This is a genomic window from Psychrobacter sp. S4(2024), from assembly GCF_036861305.1.
GTDB classification, from domain to species: domain Bacteria; phylum Pseudomonadota; class Gammaproteobacteria; order Pseudomonadales; family Moraxellaceae; genus Psychrobacter; species Psychrobacter cryohalolentis.
This window is the reverse complement of record NZ_JAZAQR010000001.1, coordinates 47,661-68,255: the sequence shown is the minus strand read 5'-3', so window position 1 is coordinate 68,255 and position 20,595 is coordinate 47,661. Positions and strand designations below refer to the sequence as shown.

Genomic DNA, 20,595 nt, shown 5'->3' with positions numbered 1-20,595 from the left:
AAGTTTGATATTTCTTAATAGAGATGTAGACAATCAAAATGCAGATCAATTATTTATACAAATAACGTGAGTAAGCAAGGCTGATTATAACGCAGCTGCCGCAAAATGAAGCCAATCTTTGCTTATTCTTGGCAAGAAGCTGATTATTTGTAACAAAGTATTAGAAAAATAATAATATTCAGGCATAATAAAGGCACTTATTTTAAGTTTACAGTCATTCACCCAAAATTAGACGACTGTTGTTTTACTTCACCTTATGCTTATTTCAAGCACCATAGTAGTAGACAAGGAAGCGTATCATGACGACTTGTATCACAGGCACCGGCCTGTATATCCCGCCTTTTAGCATCAGTAATGAAGAACTGGTAGAGTCCTTTAATCAGTATGTTGAAAACTATAATGCAAAACACGCGGCTGACATTGAAGCAGGCACACTCACGGCTCTTCAGCCTTCATCAGCGGCTTTTATCGAAAAAGTATCTGGTATCAAATCACGCTATGTGATGGAAAAAGACGGTATCTTAAATCCTGACATCATGGCACCTGTTATCGCTTATCGTAACTTGGGCGAAGAGCTGTCTATCATGGCAGAAATGGGTGTGGCCGCGTTAAATGATGCCTTGGCTGATGCAGGACTTGAAGCCAATGATTTAGATGGTATCATCCTTGCCTGCTCAAACTTTCAGCGTACTTATCCAGCCGTCTCTATCGAGATTCAAAATGCGATCGGTATGGTGGGCGGTTTTGCTTATGATATGAATGTAGCTTGTAGTGCAGCGACTTTTGGTCTATCGCAAGCACATGGTTCTATCGCATCAGGTCTTGCTAAGCGCGTCGCTGTGGTCAACGTTGAAATTACTTCAGCGCATTTAAACTGGCGTAACCGCGACAGTCACTTTATCTTTGGTGATGTCGCAACCGCTTGCATCGTAGAAGAACTCGATACGCCTAAAGGCTATGAGATTCTAAACTCTAAGCTATTTACTCAGTTTTCAACCAATATCAAAAACGAATACGGTTTTATGGATCGCTCAGAGTTTTTGGCAGCGCAAACAGAGATGTATCCGGATCTTAAAGAGCCAGTAACCGATAAATTATTCTTACAAAATGGTCGTAAAGTCTTCCGTGAAGTCTGTCCAAAAGTCTCAGAAGTCATTACTGAGCATCTACAAGAGAATAACATCGCAACCTCTGATGTAAAAATGATGTGGCTCCACCAAGCCAATGCCAACATGCTAGATTTAATCTTGCGTACGGTCATCGGTAAAGAAGCAGACAAAGCCATTGTACCAAGTGTCATTGCTGAATTCGCCAATACCAGCTCAGCCAGCCCGATGATTGTATTCCATCGCTATAAAGATGACCTTGCATCCGGTGATTTGGGTGTTATTTGCTCGTTTGGTGCTGGTTACTCTATTGGGTCGGTAATCGTCCGTAAGGTCTAATTTTTTAAGTCCTGAGTCTTAATTATTAGCAAAATAGTCAAGAATATTCTTGGCTATTTTTTTATTTAAATTTTAAGCAAAGTTGATGCTGCATTCAAATGATCAGAAAAAAGTGTCGATATGGTGCAAGCGGCAGAAAAGTTTGTTCATATATTGACAAGATTGCTGAGAGGTTTTAATTTAAGCGCAAAAATTTGCTATAATCACCGTCTTATTTCAATTATTCAATTAAAAGTCCTTTTATGAAAGAATCCTTACGCCTGCGTTTAGACCAAATGGTAGACCGTTATGAAGAGGTCACTGCCTTATTATCAGACCCGAGTGTCATCAGTGATAACAATAAATTCCGTGAGCTGTCCGTTGAGCATAGTGACTTGATGGATATCACCACTTTATGGCAGAACTATGTTGGTGCAGAAAAGGATCAAGCTGATGCAGAAGCGATGCTAAAAGAAGCATCAGATCCTGACATGAAAGAGATGATGCAAGAAGAGATTGACAGTGCTCGCGATACTATCGTAGAGATGGAAGAAGCACTTAATCTCATGATGCTGCCAAAAGACCCTAACGACAAAGTGCCCGCATTCCTTGAGATTCGTGCAGGGACAGGTGGTGATGAAGCAGCGATTTTCTCTGGTGATTTGTTCCGTATGTACCAAAAATTTGCCCAGAACCAAGGCTGGACTTTAGAGATTTTGTCAGCCAATGAGGGTGAGCATGGGGGTTATAAAGAAATCATTACTCGTGTGTCTGGTAATAGCGTTTATGGTCGTCTAAAGTTTGAGTCTGGTGTACATCGTGTTCAGCGTGTACCTGATACAGAAAGCCAAGGTCGAGTGCATACGTCAGCCTGTACTGTCGCTGTAATGCCTGAAGTTGAAATTGATGATACGGTTGATCTGAATCCAGCTGATATTCGCTTTGATACTTTCCGCTCAAGCGGTGCTGGTGGTCAGCACGTGAATACTACCGACTCTGCTGTACGTTTGACGCATATACCAACGGGTACCGTGGTAGAGTGTCAACAAGAACGCAGTCAACATAAAAACCGTGCGCAAGCAATGAAAATGCTGATATCAAAAATTCAGCAAGTCAAAGTCCAAGCACAGGTAGATGCCGCTGATACGATACGTCGCGATTTGGTCGGTAGTGGCGATCGTTCAGAGCGTATCCGCACCTATAATTTCCCGCAAGGACGTATGACGGATCATCGTATTAATCTGACTTTATATAAGCTTGATTCTATTATGGAAGGTGACTTGGATGAAATCCTTGATGCGCTGTTACGTGAGCATCAAGCGGACTTGATGGCAAGTATTGGCGGTGTTTAATAAAAGATTCATAAGCCTATAAAATAAGAGGCGTATGCTATGCATATGATAACCAACTCATCGCTACTATTACCGTTTAATAAAATCGCGATAAGTATTGTCGCGATATTAATGGCGTTTTGGTTATCTGCTTGTAGCGTCACGCCTTTATCAACGTCAGTCGTACAGCCAGACCAGAGCGATAGTAGTGTAACGACTAATACCGCAACGACTAATAAAAATGACCCGTTTTCTTATCAAGCGTGCATCTATCCGCCTAACGAGATGGTACGAGCGTGCACGGCAAAGGGTGGCGCATTTTCACAGCAAGGTCGCCTTGGTTGCTATCAATGTGTGGTAAATTATATCGATGCAGGAAAAGCTTGCCAAGACAGTACCGAATGCCAAGGTAAGTGCAAAAATACCGGTGAGTTCATTAAGAGTGGTACTAAAAACCAGTCTGGGCAATGCGCTAGTGATAATAGCCCGTTTGGTTGTTATCAAACCATAGAAAAAGGTATGGCACAGCCTGCGATTTGTGTCGACTAATTTGATGGTTGTTTCTAATGCTTAGAAAGCATAATCATTATGCAGCTGCCTAATTTGAATTTTTTGTTTTAATCCCTTAATTTAAGTTTATCGTTTTCGTTTATTCCTTTAATTATCTAATAATTTTGAGAGTGTTATGTCAAAGCCTAATAATCAAAATCAGCAAAATAATCAAGAGCAAGCTCCAGAAGACGCTAATGAGCTGATTGCCCAATTGCAAGCCAAGCTAGACGATATCGTCGCTTCAGGTAAACAGCCTTATCCGAATACGTTTAAGCGCACGGATTATGCCCAAGACTTGCAGGCAGCTTTTGAGGGTATCTCAAAACAAGAAATTGCTGACAATGATGCTAAAGGCGAAAAAACAAAGGTGAATGTCGCCGGTCGCGTCATGCTGAACCGTGGGGCGTTTATTGTTATCCAAGATATGACAGGTCGTATCCAGTTATATGTGGCACGCAAAGAGTTAGATGAAAAGACGTTAGCAGACATCAAATCGCTAGACTTGGGTGATATCGTTGGTGTGTCAGGTTATATCGGTCGTTCAGGCAAAGGCGATTTGTACGTACATATTGAAGAGATTGAGTTATTAACCAAAGCGCTACGTCCAATGCCAAATAAATTTCATGGTCTAGCAGATGTGGAAGCACGCTATCGCAATCGTCATCTTGATTTGATGACCAATGAGACGACCCGTGATACCTTTATGGTGCGCAGTCAAGTCATTAGTGGTATTCGCAAATTTATGCTAAATGAGCGTTTTATGGAAGTTGAAACGCCTATGATGCATCCGATCCCAGGTGGTGCAGTGGCACGTCCGTTTGTGACCCATCATAATGCGTTAGACATGCCATTATATCTGCGTATCGCTCCTGAGCTTTATCTCAAGCGCTTAGTCGTTGGTGGTTTTGAGAAAGTCTTTGAGATTAACCGTAGCTTCCGTAATGAAGGCGTTTCAACCCGTCATAATCCTGAATTTACCATGATTGAGTTTTATCAAGCGTATGCAGATTATCATGATTTGATGGATTTGACTGAGCGCTTATTTAACGAATTGGCGATCGATATCTTAGGTACCACCGAGATTACTTACCAAGAAGAAGCCATTAGCCTAAAAGCGCCATTTATACGTCTATCTATGTCTGATGCGATTGCCAAATATGCAGAAAACTTTGATATGAATCGTATTAACGATCGTGAGTATCTTGCAGAGTACGCATCGACAACGCTAAAGCAACAGGTAAAGGATGTCTTTGGTGTGGGTAAGTTGCAGACCATCATCTTTGAAGAAACCGCTGAGCACCAATTGCGTCAGCCGACGTTTATCACTGAATACCCTGCTGAAACCTCACCGCTAGCACGCCGTAGTGATGATAACCCTGAGATTACGGATCGTTTTGAGCTGTTTGTCGGTGGTCGTGAGTTGGCTAATGGCTTTAGTGAGCTTAATGATCCTGCAGATCAGGCTGAGCGTTTCCTTGGTCAGGTTGCTGAAAAAGATGCTGGCGATGATGAAGCGATGCATTTCGATGCAGAGTATATCGAAGCTTTGTCTTATGGTTTACCGCCAACAGCAGGTGAAGGTATTGGTATCGACCGTTTAGTGATGTTATTGACAGACTCTGCCAGTATTCGTGATGTGATTTTATTCCCACATATGCGCCGTAAGCTTGAGGGTTAAAGATAGTTTGCTTGCCATAAGTCTATGCTAGTACTAAACTGAACATAAGATGGCTTTCTCCGCTTTGATGGAATAGCCTTCTATGGTTTTTTAGTACTTAATTAATAGGGACATTATGCATACTATGGACAATCAGAAAGTAACGCCCTCGATTTGGCAACAGATGATTCAACAGAGTTTTTTGTCTTTGTATAACTTATCAGAAAAGAAAATCACTAGCCCTGAATATTTTCAGGGTTATGATTTTGTTTTCAAGTTTTCTAATGCGACGGTTTATCTTATTGTCAATGATGTCGTGATGCAGGCAAGTAAGCAAGACATTGATACTACTCAAGTTCGTACATGGAGAAAAGAAGTTGTCAATCAGCTTATCAAGCAACATGCACATCTTTATCTCAAAAACGATAAAGCTATCACTCATAAAAATGAAGCGACATCTAATAAACCCGTATATTTTATTGGATTAACATCACTTTCAGTCCAGCATCAAGATTGCGATCATAATGATCTACAAAACCAGTATTCATCATTGCCATCTTATGCGGTTGGTTATGAATATGGCAGTCAGTTCTTTGCTGAAGATTGTGTGTTAGATTTGGACGATGAACACAGCGTTCTACAAGTATTTAGCTACCAGAACTTTGCTGAGATATTAAACCAGTTGGTAACACCAAGTGATTTGACCGCCTATCTAGCGTTTCATCGCAGTAAACTGACTGGGTTTGAGACGTTTGCAGATGAATCGACTTTGCTTGTGCAGTTCTTACAATCGCCAGATTTTCATCATAGAGCGATTGAAGTTCAAGAGCAATTGGTTAGTCATGAATTGATAGCACAGATTGAACCACGATTGATAAAAGCAGCAGAGTCTAACCATACTGAGTTTGCGGCAGCGCTGATGGCAGAGATTCAGAAGAATACTCGAATGTGGTACAAGCTTTTTAATAGTTTAATCAAAAGCTGTTATGAAGCGGGTAACCCATTGCCAAAAGAGCAGGTTGATATTTTGGTCGATGAATCCATGTACACCTATGCGTGTTTAATAGAAAAAATATTGGCCCATAGAACGATCGATCAAGAATCGCGCTGGACAGGTTATGTGCGCCATGAGCACTCTTATAATGTATTTGGTCGCCATTATTTGATGGTATTTTATGCGCAAGATAGCAATAGCTCGTTGAGTGCAGATAAAGTTCGTGCTGGTCATCAAGATTTGCTATTTGAGCTCAACGCCCAAATGCAGCAGCCCGTTATGCAAGAGCTGTTTTTAATTGGTATCGATGTCAGACCTTGTGAAGATAGCGTGGATACCGAAGTACATCTTGATGCTTTCCATCAGCATGGATCGCTTATCGATGCGAATACGCAGCGTTTATATCAACAATTGGCTCAATTGAGAGCTCAATCATAGCCTAGTTTTGAGACTTAAGTTTGATAGCTGGTTTGGATAGTTAGATTCAATAGTTAGGCTCGACACTTATTTTTGACATTTAGCTTCGATAACTGATTTTAAGATAAATTGCTAATTTGATGCTTTACTTATATTTTTACGACTTACCTTGGCATTCATTATGACGCAGCAATATCAAGTTTTAGCCCGCAAATACCGCCCCAAAAACTTTCACGAGTTGATTGGGCAAACGCATGTCTCACAGGCATTGATTAATGCGATTGATTACAATCGTCTACATCACGCTTATCTATTTACAGGTACGCGCGGTGTCGGTAAAACGACCATTGCTCGTATTTTGTCTAAATGTTTGAACTGTGATACAGGTATTACCAGTACCCCATGTGGCGTGTGTGATAATTGCGTGGCGATTGATCAAGGGCGTTTTATTGATCTGATTGAGATTGATGCGGCTTCTCGTACCAAAGTTGAGGACACGCGCGAGCTACTGGATAATGTGCCGTATGCGCCAAGCCAAGGCCGTTATAAAGTCTACCTGATTGACGAAGTGCATATGCTGTCGACACACAGTTTTAATGCGCTTCTTAAGACTTTGGAAGAGCCCCCTGAGCATGTCAAGTTCTTATTAGCCACTACGGATCCACAAAAGCTGCCGATTACTATTATTTCGCGCTGTCTGCAGTTCGTGTTGCGTCCTTTGTCGCAAAGCTTGCTCAGTGAGCATTTAGCCAATGTTCTAACCCAAGAACAAGTAGGCTATACACAGCCTGCACTTTGGCAATTGGCTAGTGCGGCAAAAGGTTCGGTACGTGATGCCTTATCGTTGACCGATCAAGCCATTGCTTTTGGCCAAGGTGCGCTTGATGATGTGACCGTCAATTCGATGCTCGGCTTGATTGATGCGGCCGACTTAGTGAGCTTAATTACAGATATCTATAATCATGATAAGCCTGCTGTCGCTGCCCATATCGAGCAGATGCGTGCGCAAATGGTTGATGCTAGCAGTATGTTTGACGGACTCGCTGAGCTATTGCATCAGTTGGCATTGTGTCAGCTGCTGCCCGAAGTCGCTCTCAATGTCAATGAAGCGCAAGCACAGCATATCGATCAGCTTGCCCAGCATATGAGCCCTGACGTATTACAGCTTTATTATGAAATCGTGGTACAAGCACGGGAAGGCGTCAAGCTTGCCAGTACGCCGATGCAAGCACTTGAGATGTGTATTTTACGTCTCTTAGCTTTTCGTCCCTTACCGGTTGATGAGATATTAGCCAATGTACCTGATAGTACGGTAACGGCTATAGAAAAACATACTACCACTGTCTCTAGCGCTACATCAGTCACCACTACTGAGTCAGTGCCATCATCATTAGAATTACAAACTCAATCTGACAATATCGTTTATGAGAATACTGATATAAGTATCAATGATAAACAGGATGTTGGCGCTGATAATAGTATTACTCAACATGAGCAATATTACTCAAATGACGAGGCTAGTCATTTAAGCCAGTACGACAATTCTAACGTTTATGACACGCTAGAATTGTCCAATAATCAACCTGAACCCGTTGTTGAACCCGTTGTTGAACCCGTTGTTGAACCCGTTGTTGAACCCGTTGTTGAACCCGTTGTTGAACCCGTTGTTGAACCCGTTGTTGAACCCGTTGTTGAACCCGTTGTTGAACCCGAGGTAAATGATTCTCAATTATTCAGTCAATCTGAAGACCCTCGTGCGCTTCTGCGTTGTCCGCCGCAAGAATTGATAGGTGAGTGGACACCAGAAAAATGGGACTATTGGCTACAAACTGCTCGTGAAGCCGCTAGTTTGGCTCAAGATGAATTGGCGCTTGCCCGTCAAGGTATGATGACAGGCAGCTGTAATGCCGAAGCCATCTTTGTCACAGCAGTCGATAGTAAGCATTTGCAGGCAACCTTTGAGCAGCTAGCGACAAAGATGCAGGTACAATTCCCTGATGCCGCCATCAGTTTACGAATTGATAGCAGTATCGCGCAAGCCGATGATAAAACCCCAGAGCGTCGTCAACAAAAACGTCTCGTTGAGGCTAAAACAGTGGCAGAATCAAGATTGTTTAATACGCCAGTGATGCAATATTTAACCGAGCGTGGCGAAGGCAAAATGGGCAAGGTTCAGTTATATTAAACAGTCATACATTTATTAATTGATAGTTTATAAAAATTAGCACTTTATTAAAAATATTGTATCTATTAAAAAATCAAGGCGATATTGATCTATCATCTTGATTTTTTTACCTTTATTGATTAAGGGGCGCTCACATCTTACTCTGAGTTTAATATTAAAAAACTGTAAGATTTATCATTATCCGCTATAATGGTTAAGTTATATTAACAACTAAAAAGCAGCTTGGATGAGAATATGTTAGATAATTTACGTGGTATGGCTGTGTTTGCTAGTGTGGTCGGACACGGCTCCTTTAGTGGTTCAGCCCGTGAGCTTGGTATCACCACCAGCGCCGTTAGTCAGCAAATACGTTCTTTAGAGAACGAGCTTGGTGTGGTGTTATTACATCGCTCAACCCGTAAGCTCAGCTTAACAGAAGCGGGTGCTAGCTTTTATGAAGCGGCAAAAGATGTGGTAAGTGCGGCAGAGCAAGGTCGAATTAAAGTCAATCAATTACGTGATGAATTGGCAGGTAGTTTGCGTATTGCAACGACCCCAGAGCTTGGTGTTAATCATATTTTGCCAGCACTATCGACTTGGATGTCAGCGCACGATGATCTTAGTATCACCTATTTTGCAGATAATAATTATATTGATATGATTGATGAGCGAATCGATATTGCGATACGTATGAGCCCCAATATCAACGACTCAACTGTAAGCAATCAACCGTTATCTGATGTGCGTCAAATGTTGGTCGCTTCACCGCAATATTTACGTCAGCATAAGAAAATCGAAACGCCGAAAGATTTGGCAGATCATCATCTTATCTGTATTGATATCATGAAGGATACAAATAATGTTGAGCTTACTCAGACTGAGACTGGTAAAAAAACACGTATCAAAATGACGTCGCGTATCCATACCAATAATGTCTTTATGGCAATGACCATCGCCAAAGAAGGTCATGGTATTCTTAGAATGATGGAAATGGATGTCAAAAAAGAGCTAGAATCGGGCAACTTGGTCGAAGTTTTGACCGGCTACCAGATGCCAAGTTTTGTACTATATGCTGTAACCTTAAACCGTGAGCAACAACCTGCAAAAATCACGCGTTGCTTAGAGGTATTAAAAAAATACTTTCATGCAAACTAAGGTTTAGTTTATTTAAATGCTAATGAAGCTGATTGATTAATAACGAAAAAAGCCTATAGATAATTTGTCTATAGGCTTTTTTATGCTTTGGTTAAATAGACGTTTAAAACGAGGGTTTTAGTAAATTAACCAAGCGTTCAACCACTTGTGAGCTTTCATCACGGCTCATATTAAGTGGTGGTAGCAAACGAATCACATGACCGCCTGTGACATTGATGATAAGTTTCTGCTCATCACGAGCAAGATCGACAAGCTTGCTACAGTCCATATCTTCAGGCAGGGCAATGCCAATCATCATCCCAGCGCCGCGACTGCTGACGCCATATTGTCCAAATGCATCAACCATGCTATCACGAATAAATTGTCCCTCGTTGACGGCGTTTTGCATGATATCACTGCTCGCCAATACGTCATATACGCTATGTACCACACGACTGGCTAACGGTGTGCCGCCATAGGTTGAGCCATGACTACCAGCTCCAAATAAGCCATTGGCGCGACCACGTACCATACAGGCACCGACAGGAAAGCCATTACCTAAGCCTTTAGCCGTCGTTAATACATCAGGGCGTGCGCTGCTATGCTGATAAGCAAAATACTTACCTGTTCGTCCATTGCCGGTCTGTACTTCATCGAGCATGAACAGCCAATTACGTGTATCGCATACGGCTTGTATCTGCTCAAGATAAGTAAAGCCGTTAGCTGCCGTATTAAGACCACCTTCACCTTGAATAGGCTCTACGAATACCGCGCAAATATCCTCATAGTCATGAGCTGCTTGTTCAATGGCGGCAATATCCCCAAATGGTACACGGATAAAATCATTATCTAAAGTGTAAAAGCCTTCGCGCGCTTTAGGATTGGCAGTTGCTGATAATGATAATAAGGTACGACCATGGAAAGATTGCTCCATCACAATGACTTTGGGACGCTTAAACCCTTGCTGATGTGCGTATAGACGCGCCAATTTTAGTGCTGCTTCATTTGCTTCAGCGCCACTGTTGGCAAAAAAAACACTGTCCATTTGCGCGGCATTACATAATGCTTCACCAGCACGTTCTTGCCAATCAATGCCAAATAAATTACTAGTATGAACGAGCGTTGCTGCCTGCTGTTGAATAGCTTCAGTTACTTGTGGATGGCAATGTCCTAGACCACATACCGCGATACCAGTCAATGCGTCTAGATAAGGCGTCTCATCTTGAGTATAGAGCCAGCTTCCTGAGCCGCGGGTAAAACTGATAGGTTGGCGAAGGTAAGTGGGCATCAGGTAAGTAGCAGACATGTACAGAATCCTTGGAATAATAAAGTGATAAAAGTAAGAGGGTAAAGCGCTTAATATTATAGCTCATCAGAAAACGGCGTGGACTCAGCAGGCAATGTATAGTCTTCGTTTGCCCATGCGCCAAGATCGATCAGCTTACAGTGATGACTACAAAATGGCTTATATTTATTATCTTGCCATGTGGTTTGCTTACCGCATTCTGGACAAGGATACGTTTTAGGTGAAGGGCTGGCGTTAGAAGTAGATTCGGTCATAATAAAAGTAGAGAGATCCTTGGTTTTATCAACAAAGTATCCTCAAAAAGTAAGCAATGATTGATTTTAAAATCATTGCTCTATTAATCTGATTGAGAAAGCTATCTGTCGATGAGTAATCGATATCGTGATATTACTATTGGGTTGCATTGACTATATAATAGCATGCAGCCGAATAATGACAAATGACAAATACTTCAAGGACAGCAAATGACTGACAGCTTTGAGCTTTCACATCAGCAAGAGCGGGCATTTCAACCTCAACGACTCTCAGCACCACGTGATTTTGTGATGCCAGAGGCAGCACTTAAACCTAAATCATCACTCGTTTTGGAGATTGGCGCAGGGAAGGGCAAGCATGCCTTAAGCTTTGCCATGCAAAATCCTGATAAGCATCTGATTGCGATTGAGCGTACGCGCAATAAGTTTGAGGCATTTAAAAAATTGGCAGCGCAGCAGAATTCTGCCAATTTGACCGCTATTCATGCTGATGCAATTGCATGGATCGTACATGCAATTGCGCCAAATAGTATCGATAGTATCTATATCTTATATCCCAATCCTGAGCAGCACAATCCCAATCAACAATGGCTTAATATGCCGTTTTTTGAGTTTTTACTGTCACGCTTACAGGTAGGCGGGGAGATAATATTGGCAACCAACATCGAAACATATATGGACAATGCCGAGCATCAAGCGAATGAAGTATGGTGTTTACCCAATACGCGTAGTCAGGTTGCAAGCAGCAGTCAGCGTACACATTTTGAAGTTAAATACTTAGCACGGCAAGAAACCTGTTGGGAGTTAGGCATGAAGAAACCTGAAGGTTATCAAACCAGATTCGATAAGTGGATGATAGCTGATGTGAGTATTTAAGATAATAGCCTAAGTAAAAAACAAAAGAATTACATTTCCTATCAAGCGCTAAGGTTAAGTTAAAACCATAAAATAGCCTAAGCAATTAAAATCATAATAAATAAAACCGCCTCTAAAAAGGCGGTTCAAAAATCCGTTGAGTAAGTACGTTAAAATAAGTTTATAAAAACGGTTTTACTAAATTATTAGAATCAGTACGAGCATCAAGCACGGTCAAAAAAGTATAAGCACCGATAAATTTCCGACTGATAAACATAAACTCTTTAGGTGGTAGATTGAACTCGAAAGACTGCATCGCTTGTGTCGCATCATTTGAGAGGCGAGTATGCAGCTTACTGTTAGCCCAAATATAGCGCTGTTGCTCATCTAAACAATTAGCAGGCATATCAATGTTTATCACAGGATCACTAAAAGGTTCAGTTGCCAACAAAAACAATGAGGCGATATCTGAACGTACTTTATCACTCATGGTATCAAAAAAGTCATAACCAGTCATGGCACTCATCATAGATTGATGATCATGATAATAACCGGCACGTAATAAATTATGAGCAATCGTCAATAAGTTATTATCGAACTGCCGAATCGCGCCAAAATCTAATAAGACCAGTTTATCAATTTCGGTTTCGTCGCGTGCGACACGGACAAGGTAATTACCAAAGTTTGGATCCGTTTGCATCTCACCCCAAACGAAAATCTCTTGTATCATGATTTCGATAGCCGCCTGACCGATGGCGTTTCGACGCTCAAGAGGGAGTAGTTGCAATGCGTCAGAAACCACACTGATACCCGGCTCATAAGACATACAAAGTAAGCGCTTGGTCGAATAATGGCGGTTAATTTTAGGTACAACATAACGTGCATCGTCAATCAAACGGTTATAGAACCGCTCTGTTGTGTCAGCTTCCGCCTCATAATCGACTTCATGATGTAATAAATCACGTATCTCTTCAAACCATGCATCGAGTGAACGGGTTTGTGGAACGATATTACTAACCTTTAATAGGCTCTTAAAGAGAGCCAAATCAGAGTTGATCGCATCAGCCACACCCGGATATTGAATCTTTAATACCACTTGCTCACCCGTGGCTATAACGGTTGCACGATGAACTTGGGCTAGGGATGCTGTACCAATAGGGACAGGGTCAACCTGAAGCTCCTGCAGCTTATTACCCAATAAATCCTGTAAATTCTGCTCGATTTTTGGCCATGCAAGTGTTGCTGTATCATCATTAAGCGTTTGTAAGGCACGGGTAATCTCAGGTGGTAAGATATGCTCACCATAAATCGCCAGCATTTGACCAATTTTCACGACAGAGCCTTTTAATTTACCAAGCTCTTCTGCCAAATAATGCGCCTGTTCTTCCATAAAAATCTGGTTACGTGCTGTACGTGCTTCTTTATTGAGAAACATACCAGACACACTATTACCTGCCCAACGACGACCGATGTTCAATGAGGTTTTGGCAATCGACATACGACGATCAAACCCCGAGGTTTTTAAATTATCGATAGACTGCTTATTATTAGAAGACCTAGAGGTATTGTTTGCCATAGATATCGTCATTTCATCGAGTTGGTATTGATTTGTGGGTGATGTACCTACAATACAAGGGAGATGTGCTATGAGTGTACAGAATTGTATCATATAAAGAAGGCAGGTTTTGCAGCTTAGCCAAGCGACGTTATTTACTTTGTAATTTAGGCTAGCATGCTGAAATTCTTAAGCATTTTTTGCCTATTAGTTTTAGCAGGCTTTAAAAACTATAACCCATCAAAAAACTCAACCCAGCATCATGCTAGGTCGAATTTATCAAAAGTTGTTATAGGTAGGTGCTACTTATCACTACTATTTATATGTTTTCACGGGCAATAGCATGATGACCGATATCACGGCGATAATGAGCACCATCAAAACTAATGGCAGCAGTGACCGTTAATGCTGCTTGCTGTGCATCTGAGATGCTATCTGCTAATGCAGTCACACATAATACGCGACCGCCATTAGTGACCACTTCTTTCTCATTGCTAGGAGCATTTTCATGAGAAAAAGCCGTACCCGCATGAAAGACTTTTACCGAATTTTGATTGTCATTATTTAGTTCTGGCAAGCCTGCAATCACATCACCTTTCGATGAAGTTTCAGGGTAGCCTTTTGAGGCGACGACAATACCAAGGGCAGGGCGCTCATCCCAGTTGGCTTCGCTCGGTAATTTACCTTCAAGTCCTTGTGCAACCAAATCAACCATTGACGATTGTAAACGCATCAAAATAGGCTGCGTCTCCGGATCGCCAAAACGGCAGTTAAACTCAATCACATACGGGTCGCCCGCATCATCAATCATGAGTCCAGCATATAAAAATCCGGTATAAGGATGACCGGCAGCTTTCATCGCATCTACAACAGGCTGAATCACTTGTGCCATGACTTTATCATGAACCTCTTGAGTGACAACTGGCGCAGGAGAATATGCACCCATGCCGCCTGTGTTTGGACCCGCATCACCTTCAAAAGCACGCTTATGGTCTTGGCTGGTTGCCATTGGCAGGATATTTTCACCATCGACCATACAGATAAAACTGGCTTCCTCGCCTTGCAAAAACTGCTCAATCACCACGCGGCTACCGGCATCGCCAAATTTATTATCTGCCAACATATCGTCAATGGCTTCATGCGCCTGTTCGATCGTCTCAGCAACAATGACCCCTTTACCGGCAGCAAGACCATCGGCTTTAATGACAATAGGTGCGCCTTGCTCATCTATATAAGCCTTTGCCGCTACTGCGTCGGTAAAGCCCTGATAAGCTGCCGTTGGGATATTGTGTTGCTCCATGAATTCTTTGGCAAAAGTCTTTGAGCCTTCTAACTGCGCGCAATACGCTGTTGGACCCCAAGCTTTGATGCCAGCAGCACGACAAGCATCGACGATGCCTGTTACCAACGGTGCTTCTGGACCAACGATGACCATGTCGATAGCGTTATTCTGACAAAACTTGATAACAGCGCTGTGCTCACCTGCATCAGTGGCATCTTCCAAAATGACGTTTTGGCATTTGGGCTCAAGGGCGGTGCCAGCATTACCAGGCGCGATATAGATATTTTTTACATTATTATCTTTTGCGCACTGCCATGCTAGTGCGTGTTCACGACCACCTGAACCAATCACCAAAATATTCATCATACCTCTTGCCCTTAGCATTAAAATTCATAATAAGTGAGTTAATAGCGAGCCAGCAAAATACTGTCCAATATTCTGCGCTATTCTAACAAAAAAATGCTGCCATTGTCATGACTATGTGTCATAGCTATGCGCCTGTCCGTCTATATTCAGCCGTATCAAATCACAATCGTCTCATTAGTAAATGTTATCGACATCTTACTGATTCATGAAATGATGTTGTACGCTTTAGCTATGACAGCAGGTGCGTTACAATTCCACCTGAGAGATAGCCTTGAGTGAAATTATTTACTCATAGACCTGTTAAACCTCACAAAATAGTTCGTATAGCGGGAGTCAGACAAACCATGATTGCTAATGTTCAATAAGTTCAAACTTAATTATTCACAATACATAAGACATAACACCTAAATAAGAAGCTTATAAAAAAGCGCAAGGACAAAGGATATGCCAAACTCTCTAAATATCGCAAAAGAGCGGATCAGCCAGATAAGCGATATTGCCACCAGTTATGTACAAGCGGACAAATCATTATTTGACCACTTTATTCATAGCTACTATCAGCCATTGCATCAAGAGACTGCAAAGGACATCAGTAATGCTGATTTGGCTGGGATGGCACTGCATCATTTTACGCTATTAAAAGCCTATGATCGTAGCCATCCGCAGCTTGCCATATTAAACCCCATTGCAGAAGAGCAGCATTTTCACAGCTCACATACCGTTATCCAAATCGTTGCCTATGACCGACCATTTTTGGTCGACACGCTATTGATGAGTCTTGAAGAGCAAGGCATCGATGTGCATCGTACTTATCATATCATCGTCAATGTCGAACGCGATGAAAATGGCGCGATCACTAAAGTTGAAAGCGCTCAGGAAAGTGGCACCTCACACATGTCTTTGATTCATTGTGAAATCTCTTATCAAGACAATGATGAATTGGCGGCATTAAAACAGATGCTGCTGGCAAAAGTAGACACACTTGATGTCGTCGTTGATGACTGGCAGCAGATACGTGCCAAGCTAACCGATATAAAAGCGGAACTTGCTACAAAAACACTGCCGGAAGTATTTTACTCTCAACAAGAGATTCAAGCATTTTTAGATTGGGTCTTGGACGATCACTTTATCTTTTTGGGATATCGAGAGTACCGCTTAGAAGACGGGCACAGAATCGAGGTTAATAGTGTTGGCAATATAGCCAACCAAGACGACCGTAGTGATTTGGATTTATTTTCTATTGGTAATAGTGGGCTTGGACTATTACGTGGCGGTAGTGAAGACCAGCTTTCAAAAAGCTTTGACGAGCTGCCAAGCAATCTAAAAAGACTGCTAACAGCGCCGCAAGTATTGGTATTGTCAAAATCAAGCCGAGTATCGCCAGTACACCGCCCAGTTTATATGGATTTTTTGGGCATTCATAAGTTTGATGATAATGGCAAGCTCATCGGTGAGCATCGTTTTATTGGTCTTTTTACAGCACAAGCTTATCAACTAAGCGTGCAACAAATTCCCTTATTACGCGAAAAATCCAATAAAATCATGGCGATGGCAAAACTACCACGTGATGGTCATGCGTATCACAAAATGATGCATATCATTAATACCTTGCCGCGCGATGACTTGTTTCAAGCCAGCATTGATGATCTTTACCCGACAGTACTAGGAATTAGCCAACTACAGGACAAAAAAAGCCTGCGCTTATTTTGCCGTATCGATCATTACCAGCGTTTTGTTTCCTGCTTGGTCTATATTCCGCGTGATAAATTCAATACCGAACTTCGCATCAAGGTACAGAACGTCCTAAAAGAAGCCTATGGTGGTACATCTTCAGGCTTTACAACGGAGTTCAATGAATCTGAACATGCCCGCGTCCATGTGCATGTCCGTACAGTGCCAGGTCAAGTGCATGAGGTGGATACCGCTGCGCTCCAAGCCAAGCTGTCTTTTTTGATGCAGTCGTGGAGTGATAACTATCAAAAAATGCTGCTGGATAATGTCGGTGAGCAGCATGCCAATGCTTTGACGCGCAGATTTTTAAGTTATATCCCTGCCGCTTACCAAGAGCGATTCGATGCACGTACTGCCGTTGAAGATACCAAGCGTTTGGCTGGACTTAGCGATGAGCAGCCGATGATTTGGCACTTGTATCAATCGACAGGTGACGCAAGCAATCAGTTGCACTTAAAGCTATATGGTCGTCAAAAAGCAGTTATCTTATCTAAAGTCTTACCCGTACTAGAGAACTTCGGGGTATCAGTTATCTCAGCGCAGACCTATGAGTTTGATTTACCTGAGCAACCTATTTGGATGCAGGAGTATGAGCTGGTCTTAGAGCACGTTGATACCATTGATATGCAAGTGGTGCGTGCACAGTTTGAGGACAGCTTAAAGCAAATTTGGGCAGGACAGGTTGAGAGTGATTCGCTTAACGAATTGGTATTGACCACCAAATTAGATACTTATGATGTGGTGGTACTGCGCGCCTTGTCACGCTATATGATGCAAGCGAAAGCACCATTCTCAAATGTCTATATTCAACAAACTATGGTCAAAAACAGTGACATCAGTGTCGCATTAGGCAGTTTATTTGATGCACGAATGAATCCTAACTATAGTGAAGAGGAACGTGCCAGCAAAACCAGCCAGATTCGAGCACAGATTACCACCGCATTAGCAGGTGTCAGTAGCTTGGATGAAGACCGTATCTTCCGCTGGTACTTGGATTTAATTAACGCCATGGTACGTACCAACTTTTATCAAAGAGAGGCGGATGGGCAACGTAAAGATCGTTTGTCCTTTAAATTTTTGGCAGCAGATATTCCAAATCTACCCAAGCCTAAACCAATGTTTGAGATATTTGTCTATTCACCACGCGTTGAAGCAGTGCATTTGCGTGGCGGTAAAGTTGCTCGCGGCGGTCTGCGCTGGTCTGATCGTATGGAAGATTTCCGTACTGAAGTACTTGGACTCGTTAAAGCACAAATGGTCAAAAACGCTGTTATCGTACCGGTTGGCTCAAAAGGCGGCTTTATTGTTAAAACCAAAACGATGGCGGATGGTCGTGATGTGTTCCAAGCTGAAGGTATTGCCTGCTATCAAACATTTCTTCGCGGTATGCTTGATGTGACCGACAATATCGTCGATGGTGCGATTGTCCCGCCAGCCAATACCGTACGTCATGATGAAGATGATCCGTATTTGGTGGTCGCTGCCGATAAAGGTACGGCAACCTTTTCTGATATCGCCAATGCCTTATCTGCTGAATATAACTTTTGGCTAGATGATGCCTTTGCTTCTGGTGGCTCGGTTGGTTATGACCACAAAGCGATGGGCATTACCGCCCGCGGTGGTTGGGAGTCGGTCAAGCGCCACTTCCGTATGCGCGGCATGGACATTCAAAATCGCGATGATTTTACCGTTGTGGCGATTGGCGACATGAGTGGTGACGTCTTTGGTAACGGTATGCTCAGATCAACCCATACCAAACTGGTTGCTGCCTTTAACCATCTGCATATTTTCATTGACCCAAATCCAGATACAGCAGCGTCTTTTGCAGAACGCGAGCGCTTATTTAACTTACCTCGCTCGTCATGGGAAGATTATAACCAGTCTCTCATTAGCCAAGGCGGTGGTATCTTCTCACGTCAAGACAAGACCATTGCTATCAGCCCTGAAATGAAAGCGGTTTTTGATATCTCAGATGACAGCTTAGCACCCAATGACTTTATCAGCGCGTTGCTAAAATCGCCAGTAGATCTCATTTGGAATGGTGGTATCGGTACTTATGTGAAAAGTAGTGAAGAGAGTCATGCCGACGTAGGTGATCGTGCCAATGATGCCGTACGTGTCAACGGTGGCGAATTACGTGCGGCTATCGTCGGTGAAGGGGGTAACCTAGGCCTCACGCAGCGAGGTCGTATCGAGTATGCCCAAACTGGTGGACGCATTTATACTGATGCTATCGATAACTCAGGCGGCGTCAACTGCTCAGATCATGAAGTCAATATCAAAATCTTACTTGGCAAAGTGGTTGAGCAAGGTGATATGACGTTGAAGCAGCGTAATGAGCTTCTTGAAAGCATGACCGAGACCATTAGCGAATTGGTGCTGCGTCAAAACTATCTGCAACCGCAAGCAATTGAGCTGAGTCAAATCCGAGCAGCTGCAAACTTAAGCGATCATCAGCGCTTTATTCAGATGTTAGAAGCAGAAGGGCGTCTTGATCGAGCGATTGAGTATCTGCCATCAGATGAAGAGATTGCTAAACGCCAAAAATCTGGCACAGGTCTGACCAATCCTGAGCTAGCCGTTGTGATGGCTTACGGAAAAATGTGGGTTTATGACAACTTACTGCTCTCAGATTTACCGGATGCGCCGTATTTCGTTAATGAATTACGCAAGTATTTCCCCGATGAGCTGGCATCGCGCTTCTTTGATGAGATGACTGAGCACCGTTTACACCGTGAAATCATCAGTACGTATATGACCAATAGTGTGGTCAACCGTCTGGGTATCGAAGCATTATTCCGTCTGCATGAAGAAACAGGACAAACGCTTGCCACTATCGTGCGCGGCTATGCCATTGCGCGTGATGTGTTCCATGTCTCAAAAGCATGGAAGCTGTTAGAAGCACTTGATAATCAAGTCGATGCCACTTTGCTGCTTGAGCTTGAACTACGTCTGCGCGATGCACTCGAAAACGGAGTAGTTTGGTTTATCAATGCATTTGGACAAGATTTGCAAGTGGCTGATATGATTAGCCGTTTTGAAGACAGTGTCGAAAAGCTAACCAAATCAGGTGGATTTATTGAGCAGCAATTTTCACAATACTTGCAAGCCGATACCACAAGATTGATAGAAGATGGTCTTTCTATCAATGATGCATCGATGTTTGCAATGTTGCCATACCATGTTGATGCCCTTGATGCTGCCCTCTTAGCAGAGCAGTACGAACGTCCGGTTGACGAGATTGCCACTTTATACTTTGAGGCATATCACGTTTTGCAGCTTGATTGGATGATGGATAATATTGCTATCTTGCCGCAGCAAGACCACTGGGATCGCCGTGCGCGTCATGCGCTTGCCAATGACGTATCGCGCAGCTTACGTATGCTGATGGAGACGTTATTGACTCAACCTGATGCCATTCAAGCCTTCAGTGATTGGAAATCGCGTCATGCCAGTCAGCTTGCCGGCGTTACTGCTGAAATGGACAAACTTGATAGCAATAATGATAGCCAAATCAGCCTCTCAACGTTATCCGTCTTGATGAGTGAGTTAAGTGGTTTAGTGACCAAATAG

The 20,595-nt window shown here is 42.7% G+C and carries 13 protein-coding genes; 9 read left to right on the top strand and 4 right to left on the bottom strand.

The features are described from left to right. Nucleotides 1-299: 299 nt before the first annotated feature. The 7 genes from VLA57_RS00280 to VLA57_RS00250 all read left to right on the top strand — a co-directional run bounded on the left by VLA57_RS00280 (nucleotide 300) and on the right by VLA57_RS00250 (nucleotide 9,694). Entirely contained in the window at nucleotides 300-1,445 is a 1,146-nt protein-coding gene (locus tag VLA57_RS00280; RefSeq protein WP_333953976.1) for a beta-ketoacyl-ACP synthase III, read from the top strand. Nucleotides 1,446-1,687: 242 nt separating this feature from the next. Continuing rightward, complete coding sequence (gene prfA / locus VLA57_RS00275) at nucleotides 1,688-2,776, top strand: peptide chain release factor 1 (RefSeq protein ID WP_149409427.1); 1,089 nt, start codon at nucleotides 1,688-1,690, stop codon at nucleotides 2,774-2,776. Between the two features lie 39 nt (nucleotides 2,777-2,815). After that, on the top strand, nucleotides 2,816-3,304 hold the full coding sequence (locus VLA57_RS00270; protein ID WP_333953974.1) for a hypothetical protein: 489 nt from the start codon (nucleotides 2,816-2,818) through the stop codon (nucleotides 3,302-3,304). 136 nt (nucleotides 3,305-3,440) lie between these two features. Next, nucleotides 3,441-4,985 (top strand): lysine--tRNA ligase, encoded by a 1,545-nt coding sequence (gene lysS, locus VLA57_RS00265; protein WP_333953973.1) that lies wholly within the window; start codon nucleotides 3,441-3,443, stop codon nucleotides 4,983-4,985. A 124-nt stretch (nucleotides 4,986-5,109) separates the two neighbouring features. Beyond that, nucleotides 5,110-6,396: a hypothetical protein gene (locus VLA57_RS00260; RefSeq protein ID WP_333953972.1), complete on the top strand. Its 1,287-nt coding sequence runs from the start codon at nucleotides 5,110-5,112 to the stop codon at nucleotides 6,394-6,396. A gap of 160 nt (nucleotides 6,397-6,556) precedes the next feature. Beyond that, nucleotides 6,557-8,560 carry a DNA polymerase III subunit gamma/tau gene (gene dnaX / locus VLA57_RS00255; protein WP_333953971.1) on the top strand — a complete coding sequence of 668 codons (2,004 nt, stop codon included), beginning with the start codon at nucleotides 6,557-6,559 and terminating at the stop codon, nucleotides 8,558-8,560. 234 nt (nucleotides 8,561-8,794) lie between these two features. Beyond that, nucleotides 8,795-9,694, top strand: coding sequence for a LysR family transcriptional regulator (locus VLA57_RS00250; protein ID WP_333953970.1), 900 nt, complete (start codon nucleotides 8,795-8,797; stop codon nucleotides 9,692-9,694). A gap of 103 nt (nucleotides 9,695-9,797) precedes the next feature. Here the strand turns inward: VLA57_RS00250 and VLA57_RS00245 are convergent, their stop codons facing one another. Together VLA57_RS00245 and VLA57_RS00240 are read right to left on the bottom strand one after the other, a co-directional pair. Further along, nucleotides 9,798-10,979: an aspartate aminotransferase family protein gene (locus tag VLA57_RS00245; protein WP_333953969.1), complete on the bottom strand. Its 1,182-nt coding sequence runs from the start codon at nucleotides 10,977-10,979 to the stop codon at nucleotides 9,798-9,800. Between the two features lie 56 nt (nucleotides 10,980-11,035). Continuing rightward, nucleotides 11,036-11,233, bottom strand: coding sequence for a DNA gyrase inhibitor YacG (locus tag VLA57_RS00240; RefSeq protein ID WP_020443572.1), 198 nt, complete (start codon nucleotides 11,231-11,233; stop codon nucleotides 11,036-11,038). Nucleotides 11,234-11,443: 210 nt separating this feature from the next. Between VLA57_RS00240 and VLA57_RS00235 the strand changes: the two genes are divergently transcribed. Next, a complete protein-coding gene (locus VLA57_RS00235) occupies nucleotides 11,444-12,109 on the top strand; it encodes a methyltransferase domain-containing protein (RefSeq protein WP_133104646.1) in 666 nt (221 codons plus the stop codon). Nucleotides 12,110-12,269: 160 nt separating this feature from the next. Here the strand turns inward: VLA57_RS00235 and VLA57_RS00230 are convergent, their stop codons facing one another. Then, a complete protein-coding gene (locus VLA57_RS00230) occupies nucleotides 12,270-13,664 on the bottom strand; it encodes an ABC1 kinase family protein (RefSeq protein ID WP_333953968.1) in 1,395 nt (464 codons plus the stop codon). 298 nt (nucleotides 13,665-13,962) lie between these two features. Next, nucleotides 13,963-15,288: a phosphoribosylamine--glycine ligase gene (purD, locus tag VLA57_RS00225; protein ID WP_333954459.1), complete on the bottom strand. Its 1,326-nt coding sequence runs from the start codon at nucleotides 15,286-15,288 to the stop codon at nucleotides 13,963-13,965. Between the two features lie 447 nt (nucleotides 15,289-15,735). On the opposite strand from purD, the gene VLA57_RS00220 reads away from it, so the two are divergent. After that, nucleotides 15,736-20,595 (top strand): NAD-glutamate dehydrogenase, encoded by a 4,860-nt coding sequence (locus tag VLA57_RS00220; RefSeq protein ID WP_333953967.1) that lies wholly within the window; start codon nucleotides 15,736-15,738, stop codon nucleotides 20,593-20,595.

Excerpts from the sequence above, each read along its gene's own strand:
- prfA (WP_149409427.1), top strand. The coding sequence starts at position 1,688 with ATGAAAGAATCCTTACGCCTGCGTTTAGACCAAATGGTAGACCGTTAT.
- dnaX (WP_333953971.1), top strand. The coding sequence starts at position 6,557 with ATGACGCAGCAATATCAAGTTTTAGCCCGCAAATACCGCCCCAAAAAC.
- VLA57_RS00230 (WP_333953968.1), bottom strand. The coding sequence starts at position 13,664 with ATGGCAAACAATACCTCTAGGTCTTCTAATAATAAGCAGTCTATCGAT.
- VLA57_RS00235 (WP_133104646.1), top strand. The coding sequence starts at position 11,444 with ATGACTGACAGCTTTGAGCTTTCACATCAGCAAGAGCGGGCATTTCAA.
- VLA57_RS00240 (WP_020443572.1), bottom strand. The coding sequence starts at position 11,233 with ATGACCGAATCTACTTCTAACGCCAGCCCTTCACCTAAAACGTATCCT.
- VLA57_RS00260 (WP_333953972.1), top strand. The coding sequence starts at position 5,110 with ATGGACAATCAGAAAGTAACGCCCTCGATTTGGCAACAGATGATTCAA.
- VLA57_RS00245 (WP_333953969.1), bottom strand. The coding sequence starts at position 10,979 with ATGTCTGCTACTTACCTGATGCCCACTTACCTTCGCCAACCTATCAGT.
- VLA57_RS00250 (WP_333953970.1), top strand. The coding sequence starts at position 8,795 with ATGTTAGATAATTTACGTGGTATGGCTGTGTTTGCTAGTGTGGTCGGA.
- VLA57_RS00220 (WP_333953967.1), top strand. The coding sequence starts at position 15,736 with ATGCCAAACTCTCTAAATATCGCAAAAGAGCGGATCAGCCAGATAAGC.
- lysS (WP_333953973.1), top strand. The coding sequence starts at position 3,441 with ATGTCAAAGCCTAATAATCAAAATCAGCAAAATAATCAAGAGCAAGCT.
- VLA57_RS00280 (WP_333953976.1), top strand. The coding sequence starts at position 300 with ATGACGACTTGTATCACAGGCACCGGCCTGTATATCCCGCCTTTTAGC.
- VLA57_RS00270 (WP_333953974.1), top strand. The coding sequence starts at position 2,816 with ATGCATATGATAACCAACTCATCGCTACTATTACCGTTTAATAAAATC.
- purD (WP_333954459.1), bottom strand. The coding sequence starts at position 15,288 with ATGAATATTTTGGTGATTGGTTCAGGTGGTCGTGAACACGCACTAGCA.